A 17,950-nucleotide genomic window follows, 5' to 3' on the forward strand; every position below is an offset into this window, starting at 1 on the left:
TGTAGCCCCTAAATGTTATCAACTTCTCAAATGTTAAAACTATGAATTTTTATTATATTTTTGCGTAAGGTGAGTTACTTAACATGGATTTGCAAAGCCGTAAAATCAACTTTGTTCAGGAGTTCCTTTCCATTCAAAGTGAAGAGGTGGTTTCACGTTTGGAAAAATTCCTGAAAAAAGAAAAAGAAAAAGAAAAATTTGTTGAGGCCGAGAAGTTGCAACCCATGACTATCGAGGATTTTAACAAAAGAATTGACCAATCTATGGAGGATTCTAAAAATAATAGAATCTAATGATTTGATTGCCGAAATTAAAACATGGAGTTAAACGTCTATTGGACCTATTTTTCCAAAACCCAACTTCAAAATATTTTCCTATACCACAAAGAAAAAGTGGGCATACGAGTAGCTAAAAAACTCATTTTAGGTATCACTCAAGAAGTTTTAATTCTTCAAAATCAGCTTGCTGTTTTTCAAAAAGAGTAACTATTGAAAGATCGAATACAAGATTTTAGATACCTGGTTTTTGAAAATTATAAGATTATTTACTTCGTCAATTCTGATAAAAACCGAATCGAAATTGTCGACATTTTTGATTGCCGACAAAATCCAATAAAAATCAAAAGGACTAAGTAAATTAATGTTTACTTAGTCCTTTTTACTTACATCTTCTTTCTCATTCTCGCTACAGGAATATCCAATTGTTCTCTGTATTTAGCAATCGTTCTTCTCGCGATTGGATAGCCTTTTTCTTTTAGAATTTCGGCTAATTGATCGTCAGGAAGTGGTTTTTTCTTGTCCTCTTCCTCGATAGTATTCTGAAGGATTTTCTTGATTTCAAGCGTAGAAACATCTTCGCCTTGATCGTTTTTCATTGATTCCGAAAAGAATTCTTTGATCAGTTTGGTGCCATAAGGCGTTTCCACATATTTGCTGTTGGCCACACGCGAAATCGTCGAAATGTCAAGACCTACCATATCAGCAATGTCTTTTAGAATCATCGGTTTCAACTTGGTTTCATCGCCGTCCAGAAAATATTCCTCCTGATAATGCATAATCGCATTCATGGTTACAAAAAGCGTTTCCTGGCGTTGGCGTATCGCGTCGATAAACCATTTAGCCGAATCCAGTTTTTGCTTGATAAACTGTACCGCATCTTTTTGCTGTGCTGATTTATCACGGGAATCCTTGTAGGTTTGCATCATTTCCTGATAATCTTTGGAAACATGCAGCGAAGGAGCATTTCTTCCGTTTAAGGTCAGTTCCAGTTCACCGTCTACAATTCTGATGGCAAAATCAGGAACCACATTTTCAGTGACTTTGTTGTTTCCCGTAAACGATCCGCCTGGTTTTGGATTCAGTTTTTCTATTTCGTGAATGGCTTTTTTAAGCTGCTCATTCGAAACATTGTATTTTTGTAAAAGCTTGTCGTAATGTTTTTTGGTAAACGCATCAAACTGATTTTCAATAATATCAGTTGCTAATTCCACGTATTCCGTTGGCGTTTTGTGTTTCAATTGCAGCAACAAACATTCCTGCAAATCACGCGCACCCACGCCTGAAGGTTCCAGTTCGTGAATCACGTGCAACAGTCTTTCAACTGTTTTCTCGTCGGTATAAATCCCTTGGGTAAAAGCTAAATCATCTACAATATCAGAAATACTTCTTCGGATGTAGCCCATATCATCGATGCTTCCCACTAAAAATGCTGCAATTTCACGGTCATCATCATTCAGGATAAACGTATTCAACTGATTGATTAAATCTTGGTGAAAACTTACAGGAGCAGCAAAAGGAGTTTCGCGATCATCATCATCGTCACTATAATTATTTGCCTGTGTTTTATAATCGGGTGTTTCGTCGTTGCTTAAATATTCGTCGATGTTAATATCTTCGGCATCAATTCGCTCGGATTCCGCATCATCATAATCGTCATAATCTTCGTTTTCGAACTCGTCTTTTTCGTAATCCTCTTCTTCTTTTCCAGTTTCCAGCGCTGGATTTTCGTTCATTTCTTCTAATAAACGTTGTTCAAAAGCTTGCGTAGGCAATTGAATTAACTTCATCAACTGAATTTGTTGAGGAGATAATTTCTGTGATAATTTTAAATTTAAGAATTGCTTTAGCATATTTAAGGCACTAATTTATTTTGTTTTTTGCCACTAAGACGCAAAGGCGCAAAGTTTTTATTGTATTTTTTTGCCATGAGGCGCTAATTTTTTTCTTACCAGAAAGGCACTAATTTTTTTTTTGTCACTAAGGCGCAAAGGCACAAAGTTTTTATAGCCATAAAGGCGCTAAGTTTTTGTTTTATGGTCACTAAGGCTCAAAATCTCTTAATAATTCTTTTTTGTGTTGATGAATCTTCGGTTGCCATTTTTTATTAATGGAACATTAAAATTAATCAAAAATCCTAAATCTTTATTTAGTAATTTCAAATGGCTTATGATTTGAGCATCCCAAACAGGATTTACTTGTTCTACCGCTTTTACTTCTATAATAATACAATCTTCAACTAATAAATCCAGTCGTAAACCTTCGCTAAATTCAATACCATCGTAAACAATAGGAATGTCTATTTGTCTTTTTACATCAAGCCCCGCTTTACTAATTTCGCGAGCTAAACAAACTTCATAAACTCTTTCCAATAAACCGGGACCAAGTTCTTTATGAACTTTAAAAGCTGAATTAACAACTATTCTAGCAATGGCTTCGGTTCTCTCTGTAATCATATTTTTATTTTTTTACCACTAACGCTTATTTTTTTCTTGCCACAAAGGCACTAAGGCGCAAAGTTCTTTATCTAAAATAATTTTATTACAAAAATGCAGGTCAAACAATAGTTTTTTTTCTTAAATTTTCTTTGAGTCTTCGCAGCAAAACTTCTTTTCAGCTTTACAAAAAAACTTAGTGCCTTTGTGCCTTCGCGGCAAAAACACTTTCATTCTTCACAGTAAAAGAACTTAGTGCCTTTGTGGCAAAAAGAAACTTCGTAGTAAAATCTAAAATTCGGCATTCATTGGCGTTCTTGGAAAAGGAATTACGTCACGAATATTCGTCATTCCCGTTACAAACAATACCAAACGTTCAAATCCAAGTCCAAAACCAGAGTGAACCGCTGAACCAAATCTTCGTGTATCAAGGTACCACCACAATTCTTCTTCGTCAATTCCTAAGGCTTTCATTTTTTCAACCAAAACATCAAAACGCTCTTCTCTTTGTGATCCTCCTACGATTTCTCCAATTCCAGGGAAAAGGATGTCCATGGCACGAACCGTTTTTCCGTCTTCGTTCAAACGCATGTAAAATGCTTTGATATTTGCCGGATAATCAAACAAGATTACCGGGCATTTAAAGTGTTTCTCCACCAAATAACGCTCGTGTTCACTTTGTAAATCAGCACCCCATTCGTTAATGATATAGTTGAATTTTTTCTTTTTATTTGGAGTAGAATCTTTTAAAATGTCAATTGCTTCAGTATAGGAAACACGTTTGAAATTGTTTTCCAAAACAAAGTTTAATTTTTCCAAAAGCGGCATTTCGCTTCTGTCCGCAGCTGGTTTTGATTTCTCTTCATCCAGTAATCTTGTTTCCAAGAATTTCAAATCCTCTGGACATTTGTCCATTGTGTATTTGATTACATATTGAATAAAATCTTCGGCCAAATCCATATTGTCATTCAAATCATTGAAGGCCACTTCCGGCTCAATCATCCAAAATTCCGCAAGGTGACGCGAAGTATTCGAATTCTCCGCTCTAAATGTTGGTCCAAAAGTATAAATCTGACCCAAAGCCATCGCAAAAGTCTCTCCTTCCAGTTGTCCCGAAACCGTTAGGTTCGTTTCTTTTCCGAAGAAATCTTCTTTGTAATTTACTTTTCCGTCTTCGGTTCTTGGTGTTCCGTCAAATGGCAAAGCGGTTACTTTAAACATTTCACCGGCACCTTCAGCATCCGATCCGGTGATGATTGGCGTATTTACATACACAAAACCTTTTTCCTGAAAATAACTATGAACCGCATACGACAATACCGAACGCACTCTCATAATGGCTCCAAACATATTGGTACGCACTCTTAAATGCGCATTTTCACGCAAGAAATCCAAGCTTGGTTTATTTTTAGGTTGTATCGGGAACTTCTCTGCATCCGAATCTCCAAGGATTTCCAGTTTTGCCACCTGAATTTCAAATTGTTGACCGGCACCTTTACTTTCCACCAAAATTCCTGTAACCGATATGGCTGCTCCAGTTGTAATTCTCTTCAACGTTTCGTCTGGCGTGTTCTCAAAATCGACAACACATTGTATATTATTGATGGTCGAACCATCATTTAAGGCAATAAATTGATTGTTTCTAAAAGTTCTCACCCATCCTTTTGCATTTACTTCATGAAGCGTCGTAGTACTGTTTAGTAAGTCTTTAACTTTTGTATGTCTCATTTTAATTATATAATTGATATTAAAAATTGTCTTCTAACCGAAATGCAAATATAAATGATTTGTTTCATATGTCATTGCCACAAAGGAGTAATCAGGATTTATTTCAGGAGCTATTTCCTGCTTTCCACTGTATCCACGCAAAAAAGCGTGGGATGCCGTTGCAATCAGGGCTAGGGCACCCCATAATCGAATAACTATCTTTCAAATAATTTCATTCTTCCACTCATGACTTTGTTCTTTTGTATGGGTCAAAATCAAAAAAGGCTAATGGAGAAATTGTTTTTTAAGCAATACCCTATAAACGGAATTGAATAAGTAATGCTTTGGTTAGTAGGTGTATTTATTTTGTAAGGATTTAATGTTGGTGGAAAATCTAAATCCATGCTCTATAATATCCACGTAGGGATTTAATATTGGTGCAAAAATTACACACCAATAGTATCCCGTAGGGATTACATGTTTCGTCCCTACGGGACTATGATTGGTGGGAAATTCTTATTTTCTACCAATATCGAACACCTAGCGGTGTTTTTTGTAATGATGTTCTAACTAAATTTCTTCTATTCCTAATGATTTAAAAAAATCAAAAGTGCCGTCATACATGAAATTCGGCCTTGTAATATCCTCATTATTGCCGAATGGAATGTAAATAACTATTCCCTGCCTTGCTCTTGTTAGTAAAACTCTGTAAGAGTTAATTAAATAGCTAGTTATGTCATTGCTATTTATATTTTGCCATTTTGTGCCTTTAAATTTTCTATAATTCCATTGGTTATTATTGTAAAATAAATCTCCATCCCAAGCGACACAAGTCCAATCTAATTCCAATCCTTGGATATCAAATTCTGTTGCAACTTCTTCTAAAAAATAGGAAGAACGAATATCATCTTTATCATTTAAAAACCAAATTGGCGCATCAATTTTAGCTTTCACATTTAATCCAAAAGGTCTCAAGCGGATTCCGCCTGATGAAGCCACAACTCCAGTTCTTTCTGAACCTTTGGCTGATTTTTTTAACCAATCTCTAGCTGTATCTAAATCTCTGGTTATTTTAATTGGATAATCTTTTTTGATAAAATCAAGATAAATACTTTTAGCTTTTTCAATATCATTATTGATTATCTCTTGAATGAAATTTGATAATTGAGCACTTCTAAAGGATCTTAAAGAAACGGATAAATGTAATTCATCTTTTTTTGTAGCTTTTCTATCTTTTAGAATTGTTAAAGCATTTTGGTCTTTAATGTAGTTTGTATCTTCAATGATTTTTGAGGAATAATAAATATCCCAATCATTAAACTTGTCCGAAAATGGTCTAATCCATTCTTCCAATCCAGCTTCTCCAGTATTGATTTCTTGTCCACCGCCAATTAAACAAACTACAGTACACCAGTCTTTATGTCTGTCCATTACTTCAATAAGGAATTCAGGTTCTGATTTATCAAAATCAGTAATTCCTTTATTTCGTTTCATAAAGTTAGAAGCTTGTTCTTTTGTCCAAGCTCTTTGTGCTTCATCAAAAATAGTCACTTTTTCAATCGGTGCTTTTTCATCTTTTATAGAAGCATCTCTAAAATGATGGATGTTTTGTATAAATGATTTTACTTGAGAAGATGCTAAAGATTTTGTCATCGTTTCATTTTCTTCCTTAGCTGTTTTTACTTTGTCTCTGGCTAATGCTTCGCGTAAAACATCCACTAATGGTCCATTTCCAGAAAGAAAAACCGCGTGTTCTTCTTCTTTGTAATTTGAACGAATATTAGCGATATTTAATCCTGCTAAAGTTTTTCCAGCACCAGGAACTCCTGTAATGAAACAAATCGATTTTCTATTATTATCTTTTGAAAAATCAATGATTTGAGAAATACAATTAGATGTTGCAGATAAGTTTTCTGCTCCCGAATCGCTTCTTGAAATTTCATCAACATTATGCTTTTTATATAATGCTGTTGCAGCTTCAATAATTGTCGGTGTTGGTTTGTAAATAGAATTTTCCCAACATTCAATATCAATTTTATCAGTTTCTTCAAAATGTAATAATGCAGCATCAATTACGTCTGACAAATTACTAGAATTCGCATAAATTGTTTCATGCAAATTATCAAAACTGGGGTTGTAAATGTTTTCTAAAGATAGCGCTTTATCCGCAACCAAAATTGGGATAATTATTTTGTTGTGGCTTCCTTCGTGAAAATTATTCAAATCTAAGCCATAATCAAAAGCTTGATTAGTTGCGTATTTATCATAGACATTTGAACCAATCTTAAATTCTAAAACAAAAATGCAGTTGTCTATAATTAATATATTATCAACTCTTTTACCCATTCTTGGAATAGTAAATTCAAAATATATTTTACCGCTAAAAACAGAGATTGTTTCTTTTAAAATTTCTATTTGACTTTTCCACGCATTAGATTGTTGAATATTTAATTTATTCAAATCATATTGTCCAGAAATTTTACCATAAATAGTTTGGGAGTCTTCATTAATAAAGTTATTAATGGAATTCGAATAGTAAGCTCTATTCATCAAACAAGTCTTTAATTTTTATATCAAGAGCTTTTGCTAATTTTTCAATTACTTCAATAGAAACATTTCTTTCACCTTTTTCAATAGTCGGTAAATAGGTTCTGTCAATTTCAGCAAGATTCGCAAGCTTTTCTTGTGAAAGACCTTTTAATTTTCTTAGTTCTTTTATTTTTTGACCGAGTTTCTGCTTAATATTCATGTTAACAAATATTACAAAATGTGGCCTATAATACAACGGAGTATAGTCGGGGTTTCTTTATTTTTGATAAATATTATAAATCATATGAGCTATCACACTAAAATAATTTTCGGGAAAGACCAAGTTAGAAAGCATCACAATAATGAAGCTTTTAGCGATTATGAAAAAAGCATCAATTTTAAAAAATATACTTTTGGGACTCGAGAGGAAAGGAGTGCATTTTACAAAGGGATTTCTGAAGCCATGGGTAGGTTAGAGTTTGAAGTGATTAATGAATTTGAAGATAAAATCAATCAACAAAAAGAAGATGAGAACAAATTCGATTATTGGGTATTCATCGAAAAATACTATCCAAAATATTATTCTTGCGATAGTGTTTTACTAAGCGACATTTTAACCAGAAAGCTTCATGGAGAAGAAATCTGTGAAAAAGATGAAGAATACATAAAAGATTGGAATGTTAGAAAGGAATTATTTGAACTTGATAAAGAATTACTTTGTGAAGCTTTTGAAAACTACTTTGATATTGTTTATCCTGAAGAGCCTCAATAATCAAGTGATATTTATTTTCACAATGTTTTACTAATTCACTCGTTTTTTTGTACAACAATCGGTAAGTTTGAGAAACAATTATAAATAGATAATGCTATGACAATACAAATCAACACAGACAATAATGTAGAAGGGCACGCAAGATTGGAATCTTATTTTTCTGAAGAATTGAAAAAAACGCTGTCGCGTTTTGAAGATAAAATTACCCGTTTAGAAGTGCATCTTGGTGACGAAAATAGTGAGAAGTCAGGTGGTAATGACAAACGTTGCCTTATTGAAGCACGTCCTGTAAACATGCAGCCTGTAGCGGTGACGAATCATGCCGATACTATCGAAAAAGCGTTTCAAGGGGCGCTGGATAAAATAAAAAAAGTATTGGAAACTACTTTTGAAAAACAGAAAACCTATTAACCTGGATTCGATTATTATTTTATCACTAATAAATTATATATCATTAATTTGCGGTTAACTGGTTTTCCTGCAAGGTCTTTTTTTGACCTTGAAGGGTGTAAATCTAAAAAAATGATACCTACAAGGTTTTGGAAACCTTGCAGGATTATAAACGGTAATGAAAATCAATACTTTAATAATCGAACTCAGGTTATTAAATAGTTCCCTTTGGGGAAACACCAATAATAACTAAAAATGACATTACCTTTTAAATAAGATAATGTCATTTTTTTGCCTGTTGTTCTTTAGAAACGAACTACACTTTATTTGTTGAAAAGCAACGCCGCTAATGCTTCGTCCTTTTTATATACATCTTCATAGAAATGAACAATTCCTTCATCATCTACCCAAGTGGTAAAATATCCAATGTAAACCGGGATTTTGTTTTTGAGCGTGTACCAGTATTCCTCTCCTTCGTTCATCGCAGCTTCAATTTTTTGAGCATTCCATTTTTTATCATTTTTCATAATGATAGCAGCCAACTCTTTTGGCTTAGCCACACGAATACATCCGTGACTAAAAGCGCGGTCTTCTTGACCGAATAAGCTTTTGGATGGGGTGTCATGTAAATAAATAGCATTCGAATTAGGGAATAAAAACTTCACTAATCCCAATGAATTCTCAGGTCCTGGTTTTTGTCTGACGTAATCGTCTTTCCATTCCATGTCGTGCTCTTCTAAGTAATTTGGGTTCTTCTCAATGGCTGGAAGGATCTCTTTTTTCAAAATGCTTGTTGGCACATTCCAATACGGTCTAAATACGATATATTTCATTGGGGCGCTGAAAATTACCGTTTTATGCAAGGCTTTGCCCACCACTACTTTAGATCTCAATTCCGGTTTCCCATCTCTAAAAAACGTTAATTCATAAGCGGGAATGTTGACTACAATTAATTCTTTTGATTTGGTAATGTCATTTGAAATCCATCGGCAGCGTTCCATATTGACCATAATGGTTTTAATACGTTGCGCTACGGGCACATTCATATAGTTGATGTGTTCCGGCAAAATAGTCTTATTGAGGGTATTGCCGCTTCGCTTTTTGAATTTCAAAATTCCGGCAGCCAATGCGTCATCATAAACAGCACTTTTTGAATCGGATGCAATGTCACCGGTAATCAGTAAACGTTGTCTTATTTGTGCGATCGCTGCAGCGCTGTCTCCGGGTTTGTAAGACTTAACATTTGGGTCAAGGGCTATAGTTTTCCAGCCGCCTTTTTTTTCTATTTGACGGTATTCTTTCAATACATCTTTGAGCAGGTAATATTGTTTTAGTACGCCTTTTTCGTCTTTGTTGATTAACGAAGGGTCGATTAACAACGAATCTAAATAATTGACATACGATTTCTTTTTTCGAGGCAGAAACCATCCAAGATCTCTGCTTTTTTGAGTGTCTATACCATCATATACTTTATCGGCATAAAAAAAGTATAGCGCAGAGCTTAACAGTTCGGTATCAAGATTTGCTTTTTGATTGTCTTCGGGATTGTCATAAATGTCATCTAATTTTTCTTTGTAAGGAATAGCGGTCTGAATCCCTTCCGTTGTCAAATTATTAACTTTGTTGTACAATAAACCCGCAAACTCATTGAGTCCATCTTTATCATACCAGATATAATGAAATTGTTCTTTGCGATACAATTTCATTACATCAGCTTGATAGATTTTTAATTTTGGATACTTTTCGAAAAAAGTTTTAACCTGCGTGCTGTCAAAAGTAACCGCTCCTGAGGTATTTGAATCCGACTGCTTTCCTGTAGCATCTTTTTTGTTCTTATTGCAGGAAATGGTGGTGAACAAAATTGTAAAAACAATTAGTATAATTGGTAAGAATAACTTTTTCATAGGTCAAGCTAATTAATGCGTAATAATTCATTTAAGGCAGTACAAAAATACGTCAAATCGTGCTGTGTAATACCAGTTTTGAACGGGCTGTATTTTTTACCGTTAAAACAGTATCTTTACTTTAAGTGTATAATTTAAAGAAAATAATTAGTTAATTATTTATTATGTAGCAAGTTGCGTGTTTAAATTTATTTTTAAATCTAAATTTTTTACCAAATAAATTCAAGTAAATCCAAAAATTATGAAAAAAATAGTTCTGTTCTCTTTAAGCATTTTGCTGTTTTCAGCTTTCACCCCAACGGATCAAGACACTAATAAAGAGAAGGATAAGGTCAACACGTTGCTTGACGCTTGGCACAAAGCCGCTGCCGAAGCAAACTACAACGCCTATTTCAATTTGATGACCGAAGATGCTATTTTCATTGGTACGGATGCCACCGAAAATTGGAATAAAACAGCCTTTCAAGCTTTTGCAAAACCTTATTTTGACAAAGGCAAGACTTGGAATTTTACCGCACTGGAACGCCACATTTATTTTGATAAAACCGGAAAAATCGCTTGGTTTGATGAATTGTTGAATACCCAAATGAAAATTTGCCGAGGTTCGGGAGTAGTAGTGAAAATAGGCAAGGAGTGGAAAATAAAGCATTACGTTTTGTCGATGACTGTTCCTAATGACAATGTTGATGCCGTCATCAAGATAAAAGCGCCCATAGAAGACACGCTCCTAAAGAATTTACAAAATAAGTAGTAATTAGATTAAGTTTTCAATTCCTTTAAATAATTCATTATAATATATTCTTCAATAAATGACCAAAATGGTAGGTCTTAAATCAGATACTCTTAACAAAGCGCCTCTAAAATTATTAATTCGGCGATAATTCTTTGGTTGGTCCCTATTTCGAATTGTTTTATGACTCGAAATTAATTTTTTTTTAACTTTGACCCCTAATAAAATGGGGTTAAGTAAATAAAATGAAAATAGAGAAGCGCTGGGTCATATCCTTTATCATTATAAGTATTGTTTGTATTACTGGCGTATTTTGGCCAGCAGTCACAGAAACTGATGCTGTTCTTTCACAATTTGGAACTACCGACCAAATCGTCCCTGCTGATGTTGCATGGATGCTGACCTCTTGTTGTTTGGTGTTAATTATGACGCCGGGATTATCCTTTTTTTATGGTGGAATGGTAGGAAAGAAAAATGTAATCTCCACCATGTTGCAAAGTTTCGTCTGTTTGGGCGTAGTCACTTTATTATGGGTGGTTGTAGGCTTTAGTTTGGCTTTTGGGGAACCATTAGGAATTAATATAGGGTCTGGTTTTTATAGTTTTGTGGGTGACCCAACGTCGTTCACATTTATGGACTATGTAGGAGTGTTGCCTCATGAAAAAATAGCGAGTACGGTTCCCTTCATGTTATTTGCTTTGTTTCAAATGAAATTCGCCGTTATTGCGCCTGCCATTATCACAGGATCCTTTGCAGAACGCGTTCGTTTTATTTCTTATTTGCTTTTTATTTGTTTGTTTACCTTGTTCATATATGCGCCTTTGTGCCATTCGGTTTGGTATCCTACGGGAATTTTGGGGTCTTATTTTGGCGTTAAAGATTTCGCCGGAGGAACCGTCGTGCATATGAGTGCCGGGTTTGCAGCCTTGGCGGGTGTTATTGTCTTAGGAAAAAGAAAAAACAGCCGACATGTTCCTACTAATATTCCTTTTGTTTTATTAGGAACCGGAATGCTTTGGTTTGGTTGGATTGGTTTTAATGCGGGTTCTTCTCTAGAAGCCAATGGCGTTGCAGCGATGGCATTTGCTACCACAACAACTGCATCAGCAGCGGCCATGCTTGCCTGGATTTTCTTTGATCGAATAAACGGCAGAAAAGTCTCGTCACTTGGAGCCTGTATTGGTGCTGTAGTCGGATTAGTTTCTATTACACCGGCGGCGGGTTATGTGTCCGTTCCTGAAAGTATGTTTTTTGGATTTATCGCCGCTCTTGTTTCAAATTGGGTAGTTAATGCTAAATTTTTAAAAGGGATTGATGATACTCTGGATGTTTTTGCGTGTCATGGTGTGGGTGGAATTATGGGAATGATTCTAACGGCAATTTTTGCCCATGGGGAAAATGCCAGCTTACTTCATGGAGGCTGGGAAGTATTCGGGCATCACATGATGGCATTGGTTCTGGTTTCAATCTACACTTTTTTTGGGGCTTATATTTTATTTAAAATCACCAATAGAATTATTCCAATGCGTGTCTCAGAAGAAGCGGAGATTATGGGATTGGATTTATCCCAACATGACGAAACGCTCTTTCCTATTGAGTGTGCAGATCTAGTTCTTGAGGAATAATAAGCTAGTTTTGGAAAAAATGATTTATAAAAAAATGATTTTAATAAGCCAATTTTTCGATCCTTTTCGCTTTCAAGAATTCTTAACGTCACAACTTATTTGTCGTATTGCTATACTTTACTGAAAAGGCAAAGACTTTTTGCCTATGCCTAAAAAAACGATGCAGCCGAAATAATAGTTCAGCCAGAAAATATTAATTTATGACTTCAAGTTTAAGCTTCGAACTGATAGTTGATAGGATAATCAATTTATTTTAGAATCCTCAGAAAATAATAACTCGGCTAAGCTTTCATCCCTTAAGTATAGATCATTATAAAAACTAATTTCGCCGGAATCGTCTACCCAAGTCGTGAGATAACCAATGTGAACAGGGATTTTCTTTTTTAGGACGCAAGTTGTTTCCTTGCCGCCTTTCATGGCTTCATTGATGCGTTCAAGAGGCCAGTCAGGGTCGTCTTTTAAAATCAAAATAGCCAATTCTTTAGCCTTTTTTACATTTATACAGCCATGGCTAAATGCTTTGTACTCGTATTCAAACAAATTTTTAGATGGCGTATCGTGTAAATAGATACTATTGGAATTTGGAAAGATAAACTTAACCTGTCCCATGGGGTTTTTTGGCCCCGGTTTTTGTATGACTTTCCCATTGTTCCATTCCATGTTATTGGAAGCCAAATAATTTTTGTCTCGATCCATCGCTTCCTTTAATTCATTTTCAATGATGCTTTGGGGCACGATCCAATAAGGGCTAAACACGATATGACTCATATTGCTGCTAAAAACTACTGTTTCAGTCATATTATTCCCGACAAGCACACTCGACTCCAATTCAATTTTGCCATTTCTTTTGAAGAGTAGTTTAAAGGACGGAATATTTATAATGATGTATTCTTCGGCTTTTGTCAATTTTGGAGCAATCCATCGGCAACGTTCCATGTTTACCATAATGGTTTTGATGTATTTTTCAATCGGTATGTTCATTCGCCGAATATGAATGGATGTAATTATATAATCCTTTTTATAGCCATTTCTTTTTTTGTAATTCAATACGCCGGCCATTAATTCTTCGTCATAAATATTGCTTTTGGAATCCTGTTTTAAATCTCCGATAACGGCTAGGCGCTGTCTGATTTGACCAATGGTTTTCGAGCTGTCGTTTGGTTTGTACTCTTTTACCAAAGAATCTGCAACGATAGGATTCCAATCATCATTTTTTTCTATTTGGCGGTATTTTTTTAAAACATCACGCAGTCTATAATATTGTCCAAATAGCTGATTTTCATTTTTGCTTAATAGTTTGGGATCGACTAATAAAGAATCCAATAGATTCTCATAAGACAGATTTTTCCTTGGTAAAAACCACCCAACTTCTCTGATTTTATTAGTGTCAATTCCGTGAAATACTTTTTTGGCATAAAACACATACATAGACGTCAACATAAGTTCGGTATCAGTTTGTGATAAATCATCGGCGGATTCTTCATCAAAAATGCCGTCAATTTTATCTTTATAGGCTAAGCTGGACTTAAGACCTTCTTCTTCCAATTGGTTTGCTTTAGAGTATAATAAATTGGCAAATTCAATAAGTCCTTTGTGATCATACCAGATAGAATTGTAGTTTCGTTTTTTGTATAAAGCACTAACGTCCGATTGGTATTTTTTTAAATTGGGATATTTCTTGAAAAAACTTGCGATAATAGCGCTGTTAATATGGATTATGGATTTTTCGGGCGTCGATTCTTGAAGAGCTTGGGCAACAGAAGTTTCGTTAGCCGTTATATTTTTATTTCTATTACGGTAAACAGAGGCAAGAGAAAAGCCAAATAATATAATTGCAATGGATAAAACAAAGTTTTTCATGGCATAATTATTTATATAAAGGTAGAAAAAAAACAGCTATTTTTTGTAAAATCGAATGCCAATGCCGTTTCCCGTCAGAGATTTCTTGTCGTAAATCATGTGAATTCTACGGTTTTGTTTCATCTAAACCAAAAAATAATGTTGCGACTGTAACGATTCTCAAAACGATTTTTTTCATTTTTTCACTACTACACCTTTCGGTCTTATATATTTCCTTAATTTTGCCGAAATATTCTGAAAAAGTGGGAAGTAAAAATAAATTAAAAAGGTTCAAGGAAAACGAAACATTCAACAACGTTTTTCAACCAACAAGGGAAGAAGTAGCAGGTGATTTGTTTCCGCTTAAAGGAAAATGGAACTCGGAGTTCTTCAAAAATGATAATCCATTGGTGTTGGAATTAGGCTGTGGTAAAGGAGAATATTCAGTAGGTTTAGCCGAAAGATACCCAAATAAAAATTTTGTTGGAATCGATATCAAAGGAGCCCGTTTCTGGCGTGGTGCCAAAACCGCTGTTGAAACCGGATTGCATAATGTGGCTTTTATCAGAACCCAAATCGAATTAATCAATCATATTTTTGCGGAAAACGAAGTGGACGAAATTTGGATTACTTTCCCAGATCCACAAATAAAATACAAACGCACGAAACACAGAATGACCAATTCCGAGTTTTTGCAATTGTATAAAAAAATCCTTAAAAAAGACGGTGTTGTAAACTTAAAAACCGACAGTGAGTTCATGCACGGTTATACGTTAGGATTGCTGCATGGTGAAGGACATGAAGTTTTATACGCGAATCATAATGTGTACGTAAACGAGGGAAGTCCGGAGGAAGTAACTGCTTTTCAGACTTTTTACGAAAAACAATATTTGGAAATTAACAAAGCAATTACGTATATTAGATTCAAAATTAAAGAATAGCATTACATTTAAACTCGAATAGTTTATCTTTTTTGAATGCAAAAACCTTGCGTATGAATTTAATCACATCTTTGCTTTTGGGTTTCGTTACCGCTTTTGTTGGGATTACGCCACCGGGCTTAATCAATATGACAGCCGCCAAAGTAAATCTAAAAGAAGGAAAAAGAAGTGCTTTGTGGTTCGTTTCAGGTGCTGTTATTATAATATTTTTTCAAGCCTATCTTGCTATATTGTTTGCTCGCTATATTGATAAACGTCCAGATGTTTTAATTTTGTTGCGTGAAGCAGGATTTGGTGTTTTTACATTGTTAACCATTTATTTCCTTTGGATTGCCAAAAAGCCAAAGATTAAAAAGGGGAAAATAAAAAAGTACAGCAGTACAAAACGATTTTTTCTTGGAATGTTACTTTCTGCGCTTAATTTTTTTCCTATTCCTTATTATGTTTTTGTAAGTGTCACTTTGTCGTCTTACAACCTGTTTTCTTATAGCATGACCTATATTTTTGTTTTTGTTACGGGTGTGGTACTGGGCTCTTCTTTAGTTTTTTATTGTTATATCACGTTCTTTCAAAAAATACAAGACAAAACGGATTACATTATGCGGAATATGAATACTATCATTGGAAGTATAACTGGATTGATAGCTGCAATCACTTTGATCAATATCATAAGGTATTATTTGAGGTAGTTTTTAAAGGCTAAAGACAAAATAGAAATACCGTTTTTTCAGATTCATAACCATGTCAAACGACAATTTTTTCGAACGAGTCTACGCTATTGCCAGACAAATTCCTTATGGGAAAGTCACTTCTTATGGCGCTATTGCAAAAGCTTTAGGAACTGCGCGCTCTGCTCGAATGGTAGGCTGGGCGATGAATGCTTCTCATAATAGGGAAGATGTTCCGGCACATCGTGTGGTTAATAGAAAGGGTTTGCTTACTGGAAAACTTCATTTTGACGGAACGAATCTTATGCAACAATTATTGGAAAATGAAGGGATTGAAGTCGCAAATAACCAAATTATAGATTTCGAAAAGCATTTTTGGGAGCCTCCTGTTAGGGAACAGTAATCAGTCGCAGTATTTAGTATGAGGGATAACTGAAAACGATTATGTTTAATCATTAATCGGCAGATTCACATTTCTCACATACCAATAGCCATATTCGTATTCAAAAGTCATACTGCCTCTCCAGAATAATAAATTTTAGCGTCAGTGCCTTTTATTTTTGCCCAAAAATGGATTTCAAATTGCACCGTTGCATTCTGTTCATTAAACATTATTTGCTTAAAATCAAAAAACTCCATTTTTAAACTTTTAAACAAAGTTTTAAAATTGTTTAATTCTTCATGATTTAAAGCATCTTCACTATGGTATTCGTTATAAAATTTAGATTTTTTATCCAAAAACATTTTCAAAAAATCTTCGGTAGCTTGCTCTAAATCATATTTATGGTTTTGGTGAAACTCTTCATAAGTAAAATGAGATATCATTCGAGGAACATTCATTTCGTCAATTTTGCTCAAAAAAAGTTCTTCAGTTATAAAAGCATAAATCAGCCGGTTTTCATTTTCATAATCGCAAAGCACATCCAAACTGATATTGTTTTGATGCATTATTTCTTCAATTCGCTCTAACTCGGCAGTTATTTCTTCGTCAGATAAAGTTTCTTCGGGTTTGAATTCGGGTTTGCCAATTTTCTCGTAAACTGTAATTTGTTTGGCGTTTTGAAATGCGTTTTCAAAATTGGAAATATAATCCAAAAACTGGCCTTCTATTTTTGGGGGCAAATTACTATTTGATTTATCAAAAAATGTTGCTCCATGTTCTATTGAAAGTTTCAATTTCTTGAACTCATTTTCTTCCTTTGTATTTAATTTTGGAAGTTCTTCCTCGTTGTTGTTTTTATCCTTCATTTTTATCGTTCTTTTTATGAGCTATTTCGGCAATTCGAATTAAATATGCTTCGATGGTTTCATTTTCTCCAATTGGGATGTTTTTCAATAAACTATCGAATCCATTAATTAAATTGGTGTATTTCTCAAATGTATCTTCGAGTAATTGATCGTTTTTTGTTTCCCAATAATTTCCTTCATCGGTAAGATCAAAATTTTCTAAATATTTTTTGTTTATATAATCGAAGATGTTGATCAGTTGTTTGTGGATTTCAGGTCCGGCAAATTGGGTTTTTACCGACAAATAATTATCGTCTAACTCATTTACGGAAACTTTCGAAGATTCGAAATTATAGAAAGCACACATTTTTCCGTTGGATAGAAAAGTCAAGCAAACAACCTCGCAATTGGGTGGACTAAAACAAATGCCGTAAATGGAATCATTATAGGAATCAAGAGTAAAAGCATGGCTTGGAAATGCTTCTTCAAAAATATGAAATTTCCATTGGTTTGCCTGGGAGATGTCAGTCACCTCTTCAATCATTTTTTTTAAAAGGGTAGGGTTTTTCAGTGCCCCCTTATAATGAAAACTTAATCCCATATTTTTCTTATAAATTTAGATTATAAATTTGTTTTATTAGGTTTAACAAGCTTGTTTTTTAATTAAATTATTTTATGTTTATCTGTAAATTATACCTAAATATTTTTTAGCCACAAATTACTCGAATTTTCATTAATTCCTTATTACTCTCTTCAAAAAATCCGTTTTATCTGTGTCATCCGTGTGCTATTTCAAATTTTAGGCGGTTATCAGGATATGCATATTAAATTATATGACAGTCCGCAATATGTTCCAAAGGATAAAATAGGACACACAGATAACACGGATTGAACGGATTTTGCACAGA

18 protein-coding genes are annotated in these 17,950 nt (G+C 34.3%); 9 read left to right on the forward strand and 9 right to left on the reverse strand.

Features of this window, described 5'->3' with window-relative positions; all coding sequences use genetic code 11:
• The first annotated feature begins 83 nt into the window (after positions 1-83).
• The gene (locus FNW38_RS16195; protein ID WP_235890223.1) at positions 84-293 is read left to right on the forward strand and encodes a hypothetical protein; all 210 of its coding nucleotides are present in this window, start codon (positions 84-86) and stop codon (positions 291-293) included.
• 24 nt (positions 294-317) lie between these two features.
• Complete coding sequence (locus FNW38_RS17560) at positions 318-485, forward strand: hypothetical protein (RefSeq protein WP_185963161.1); 168 nt, start codon at positions 318-320, stop codon at positions 483-485.
• A gap of 176 nt (positions 486-661) precedes the next feature.
• Here the strand turns inward: FNW38_RS17560 and rpoN are convergent, their stop codons facing one another.
• From rpoN to FNW38_RS16220, 5 genes are all read right to left on the reverse strand, one after another.
• A complete protein-coding gene (rpoN, locus tag FNW38_RS16200; RefSeq protein ID WP_143387917.1) occupies positions 662-2,128 on the reverse strand; it encodes an RNA polymerase factor sigma-54 in 1,467 nt (488 codons plus the stop codon).
• Positions 2,129-2,335: 207 nt separating this feature from the next.
• A complete protein-coding gene (locus FNW38_RS16205) occupies positions 2,336-2,731 on the reverse strand; it encodes a GxxExxY protein (RefSeq protein WP_143387916.1) in 396 nt (131 codons plus the stop codon).
• Between the two features lie 270 nt (positions 2,732-3,001).
• A complete protein-coding gene (gene asnS, locus FNW38_RS16210) occupies positions 3,002-4,438 on the reverse strand; it encodes an asparagine--tRNA ligase (protein WP_143387915.1) in 1,437 nt (478 codons plus the stop codon).
• A 549-nt stretch (positions 4,439-4,987) separates the two neighbouring features.
• A complete protein-coding gene (locus FNW38_RS16215) occupies positions 4,988-6,967 on the reverse strand; it encodes a DUF2075 domain-containing protein (protein ID WP_143387914.1) in 1,980 nt (659 codons plus the stop codon).
• Entirely contained in the window at positions 6,960-7,166 is a 207-nt protein-coding gene (locus tag FNW38_RS16220; protein WP_143387913.1) for a helix-turn-helix domain-containing protein, read from the reverse strand. The genes FNW38_RS16215 and FNW38_RS16220 overlap by 8 nt, the downstream gene beginning before the upstream one ends.
• A gap of 84 nt (positions 7,167-7,250) precedes the next feature.
• On the opposite strand from FNW38_RS16220, the gene FNW38_RS16225 reads away from it, so the two are divergent.
• Together FNW38_RS16225 and FNW38_RS16230 are read left to right on the forward strand one after the other, a co-directional pair.
• Positions 7,251-7,718 (forward strand): hypothetical protein, encoded by a 468-nt coding sequence (locus FNW38_RS16225; RefSeq protein WP_143387912.1) that lies wholly within the window; start codon positions 7,251-7,253, stop codon positions 7,716-7,718.
• Positions 7,719-7,814: 96 nt separating this feature from the next.
• Complete coding sequence (locus FNW38_RS16230) at positions 7,815-8,129, forward strand: HPF/RaiA family ribosome-associated protein (protein ID WP_143387911.1); 315 nt, start codon at positions 7,815-7,817, stop codon at positions 8,127-8,129.
• A gap of 302 nt (positions 8,130-8,431) precedes the next feature.
• Here FNW38_RS16230 and FNW38_RS16235 read toward each other — a convergent pair whose 3' ends face one another.
• Positions 8,432-10,012, reverse strand: a complete 1,581-nt coding sequence (locus FNW38_RS16235; protein ID WP_143387910.1) for a L,D-transpeptidase family protein — start codon at positions 10,010-10,012, stop codon at positions 8,432-8,434.
• Between the two features lie 241 nt (positions 10,013-10,253).
• Here FNW38_RS16235 and FNW38_RS16240 point away from each other — a divergent pair, with 241 nt between their 5' ends.
• Positions 10,254-10,763: a nuclear transport factor 2 family protein gene (locus FNW38_RS16240; RefSeq protein ID WP_144065054.1), complete on the forward strand. Its 510-nt coding sequence runs from the start codon at positions 10,254-10,256 to the stop codon at positions 10,761-10,763.
• A gap of 224 nt (positions 10,764-10,987) precedes the next feature.
• The gene (locus tag FNW38_RS16245) at positions 10,988-12,367 is read left to right on the forward strand and encodes an ammonium transporter (RefSeq protein ID WP_143387908.1); all 1,380 of its coding nucleotides are present in this window, start codon (positions 10,988-10,990) and stop codon (positions 12,365-12,367) included.
• A 243-nt stretch (positions 12,368-12,610) separates the two neighbouring features.
• On the opposite strand, the gene FNW38_RS16250 is transcribed toward FNW38_RS16245, so the two are convergent.
• On the reverse strand, positions 12,611-14,227 hold the full coding sequence (locus FNW38_RS16250; protein WP_144065053.1) for a L,D-transpeptidase family protein: 1,617 nt from the start codon (positions 14,225-14,227) through the stop codon (positions 12,611-12,613).
• A gap of 242 nt (positions 14,228-14,469) precedes the next feature.
• Between FNW38_RS16250 and trmB the strand changes: the two genes are divergently transcribed.
• From trmB to FNW38_RS16265, 3 genes are read left to right on the forward strand one after another with little or no spacing between them, the layout of a single operon-like run.
• Positions 14,470-15,147, forward strand: coding sequence for a tRNA (guanosine(46)-N7)-methyltransferase TrmB (gene trmB / locus FNW38_RS16255; RefSeq protein WP_144065055.1), 678 nt, complete (start codon positions 14,470-14,472; stop codon positions 15,145-15,147).
• Positions 15,148-15,200: 53 nt separating this feature from the next.
• Positions 15,201-15,836 (forward strand): LysE family transporter, encoded by a 636-nt coding sequence (locus FNW38_RS16260; RefSeq protein WP_144065052.1) that lies wholly within the window; start codon positions 15,201-15,203, stop codon positions 15,834-15,836.
• A 52-nt stretch (positions 15,837-15,888) separates the two neighbouring features.
• The gene (locus tag FNW38_RS16265; RefSeq protein ID WP_144065051.1) at positions 15,889-16,218 is read left to right on the forward strand and encodes an MGMT family protein; all 330 of its coding nucleotides are present in this window, start codon (positions 15,889-15,891) and stop codon (positions 16,216-16,218) included.
• Positions 16,219-16,325: 107 nt separating this feature from the next.
• On the opposite strand, the gene FNW38_RS16270 is transcribed toward FNW38_RS16265, so the two are convergent.
• Positions 16,326-17,063 carry a hypothetical protein gene (locus FNW38_RS16270; protein WP_144065050.1) on the reverse strand — a complete coding sequence of 246 codons (738 nt, stop codon included), beginning with the start codon at positions 17,061-17,063 and terminating at the stop codon, positions 16,326-16,328.
• On the reverse strand, positions 17,053-17,586 hold the full coding sequence (locus FNW38_RS16275; protein WP_144065049.1) for a hypothetical protein: 534 nt from the start codon (positions 17,584-17,586) through the stop codon (positions 17,053-17,055). Before FNW38_RS16275 ends, FNW38_RS16270 begins: the two co-directional genes overlap by 11 nt.
• Positions 17,587-17,950: the final 364 nt, after the last annotated feature.

The sequence above is a fragment of the Flavobacterium gawalongense genome (genome assembly GCF_007097265.1).
In the GTDB taxonomy this organism is placed as follows: Bacteria; Bacteroidota; Bacteroidia; order Flavobacteriales; family Flavobacteriaceae; genus Flavobacterium; species Flavobacterium gawalongense.

What these genes read in the sequence shown, in the direction of transcription:
- FNW38_RS16230 (WP_143387911.1), top strand. Translation starts at nt 7,815, where the DNA reads ATGACAATACAAATCAACACAGACAATAATGTAGAAGGGCACGCAAGA.
- FNW38_RS16260 (WP_144065052.1), top strand. Translation starts at nt 15,201, where the DNA reads ATGAATTTAATCACATCTTTGCTTTTGGGTTTCGTTACCGCTTTTGTT.
- FNW38_RS16245 (WP_143387908.1), top strand. Translation starts at nt 10,988, where the DNA reads ATGAAAATAGAGAAGCGCTGGGTCATATCCTTTATCATTATAAGTATT.
- FNW38_RS16235 (WP_143387910.1), bottom strand. Translation starts at nt 10,012, where the DNA reads ATGAAAAAGTTATTCTTACCAATTATACTAATTGTTTTTACAATTTTG.
- FNW38_RS16215 (WP_143387914.1), bottom strand. Translation starts at nt 6,967, where the DNA reads ATGAATAGAGCTTACTATTCGAATTCCATTAATAACTTTATTAATGAA.
- FNW38_RS16220 (WP_143387913.1), bottom strand. Translation starts at nt 7,166, where the DNA reads ATGAATATTAAGCAGAAACTCGGTCAAAAAATAAAAGAACTAAGAAAA.
- FNW38_RS16250 (WP_144065053.1), bottom strand. Translation starts at nt 14,227, where the DNA reads ATGAAAAACTTTGTTTTATCCATTGCAATTATATTATTTGGCTTTTCT.
- rpoN (WP_143387917.1), bottom strand. Translation starts at nt 2,128, where the DNA reads ATGCTAAAGCAATTCTTAAATTTAAAATTATCACAGAAATTATCTCCT.
- FNW38_RS16205 (WP_143387916.1), bottom strand. Translation starts at nt 2,731, where the DNA reads ATGATTACAGAGAGAACCGAAGCCATTGCTAGAATAGTTGTTAATTCA.
- FNW38_RS16270 (WP_144065050.1), bottom strand. Translation starts at nt 17,063, where the DNA reads ATGAAGGATAAAAACAACAACGAGGAAGAACTTCCAAAATTAAATACA.
- FNW38_RS16275 (WP_144065049.1), bottom strand. Translation starts at nt 17,586, where the DNA reads ATGATTGAAGAGGTGACTGACATCTCCCAGGCAAACCAATGGAAATTT.
- FNW38_RS16265 (WP_144065051.1), top strand. Translation starts at nt 15,889, where the DNA reads ATGTCAAACGACAATTTTTTCGAACGAGTCTACGCTATTGCCAGACAA.
- FNW38_RS16225 (WP_143387912.1), top strand. Translation starts at nt 7,251, where the DNA reads ATGAGCTATCACACTAAAATAATTTTCGGGAAAGACCAAGTTAGAAAG.
- FNW38_RS16195 (WP_235890223.1), top strand. Translation starts at nt 84, where the DNA reads ATGGATTTGCAAAGCCGTAAAATCAACTTTGTTCAGGAGTTCCTTTCC.
- FNW38_RS16240 (WP_144065054.1), top strand. Translation starts at nt 10,254, where the DNA reads ATGAAAAAAATAGTTCTGTTCTCTTTAAGCATTTTGCTGTTTTCAGCT.
- FNW38_RS17560 (WP_185963161.1), top strand. Translation starts at nt 318, where the DNA reads ATGGAGTTAAACGTCTATTGGACCTATTTTTCCAAAACCCAACTTCAA.
- asnS (WP_143387915.1), bottom strand. Translation starts at nt 4,438, where the DNA reads ATGAGACATACAAAAGTTAAAGACTTACTAAACAGTACTACGACGCTT.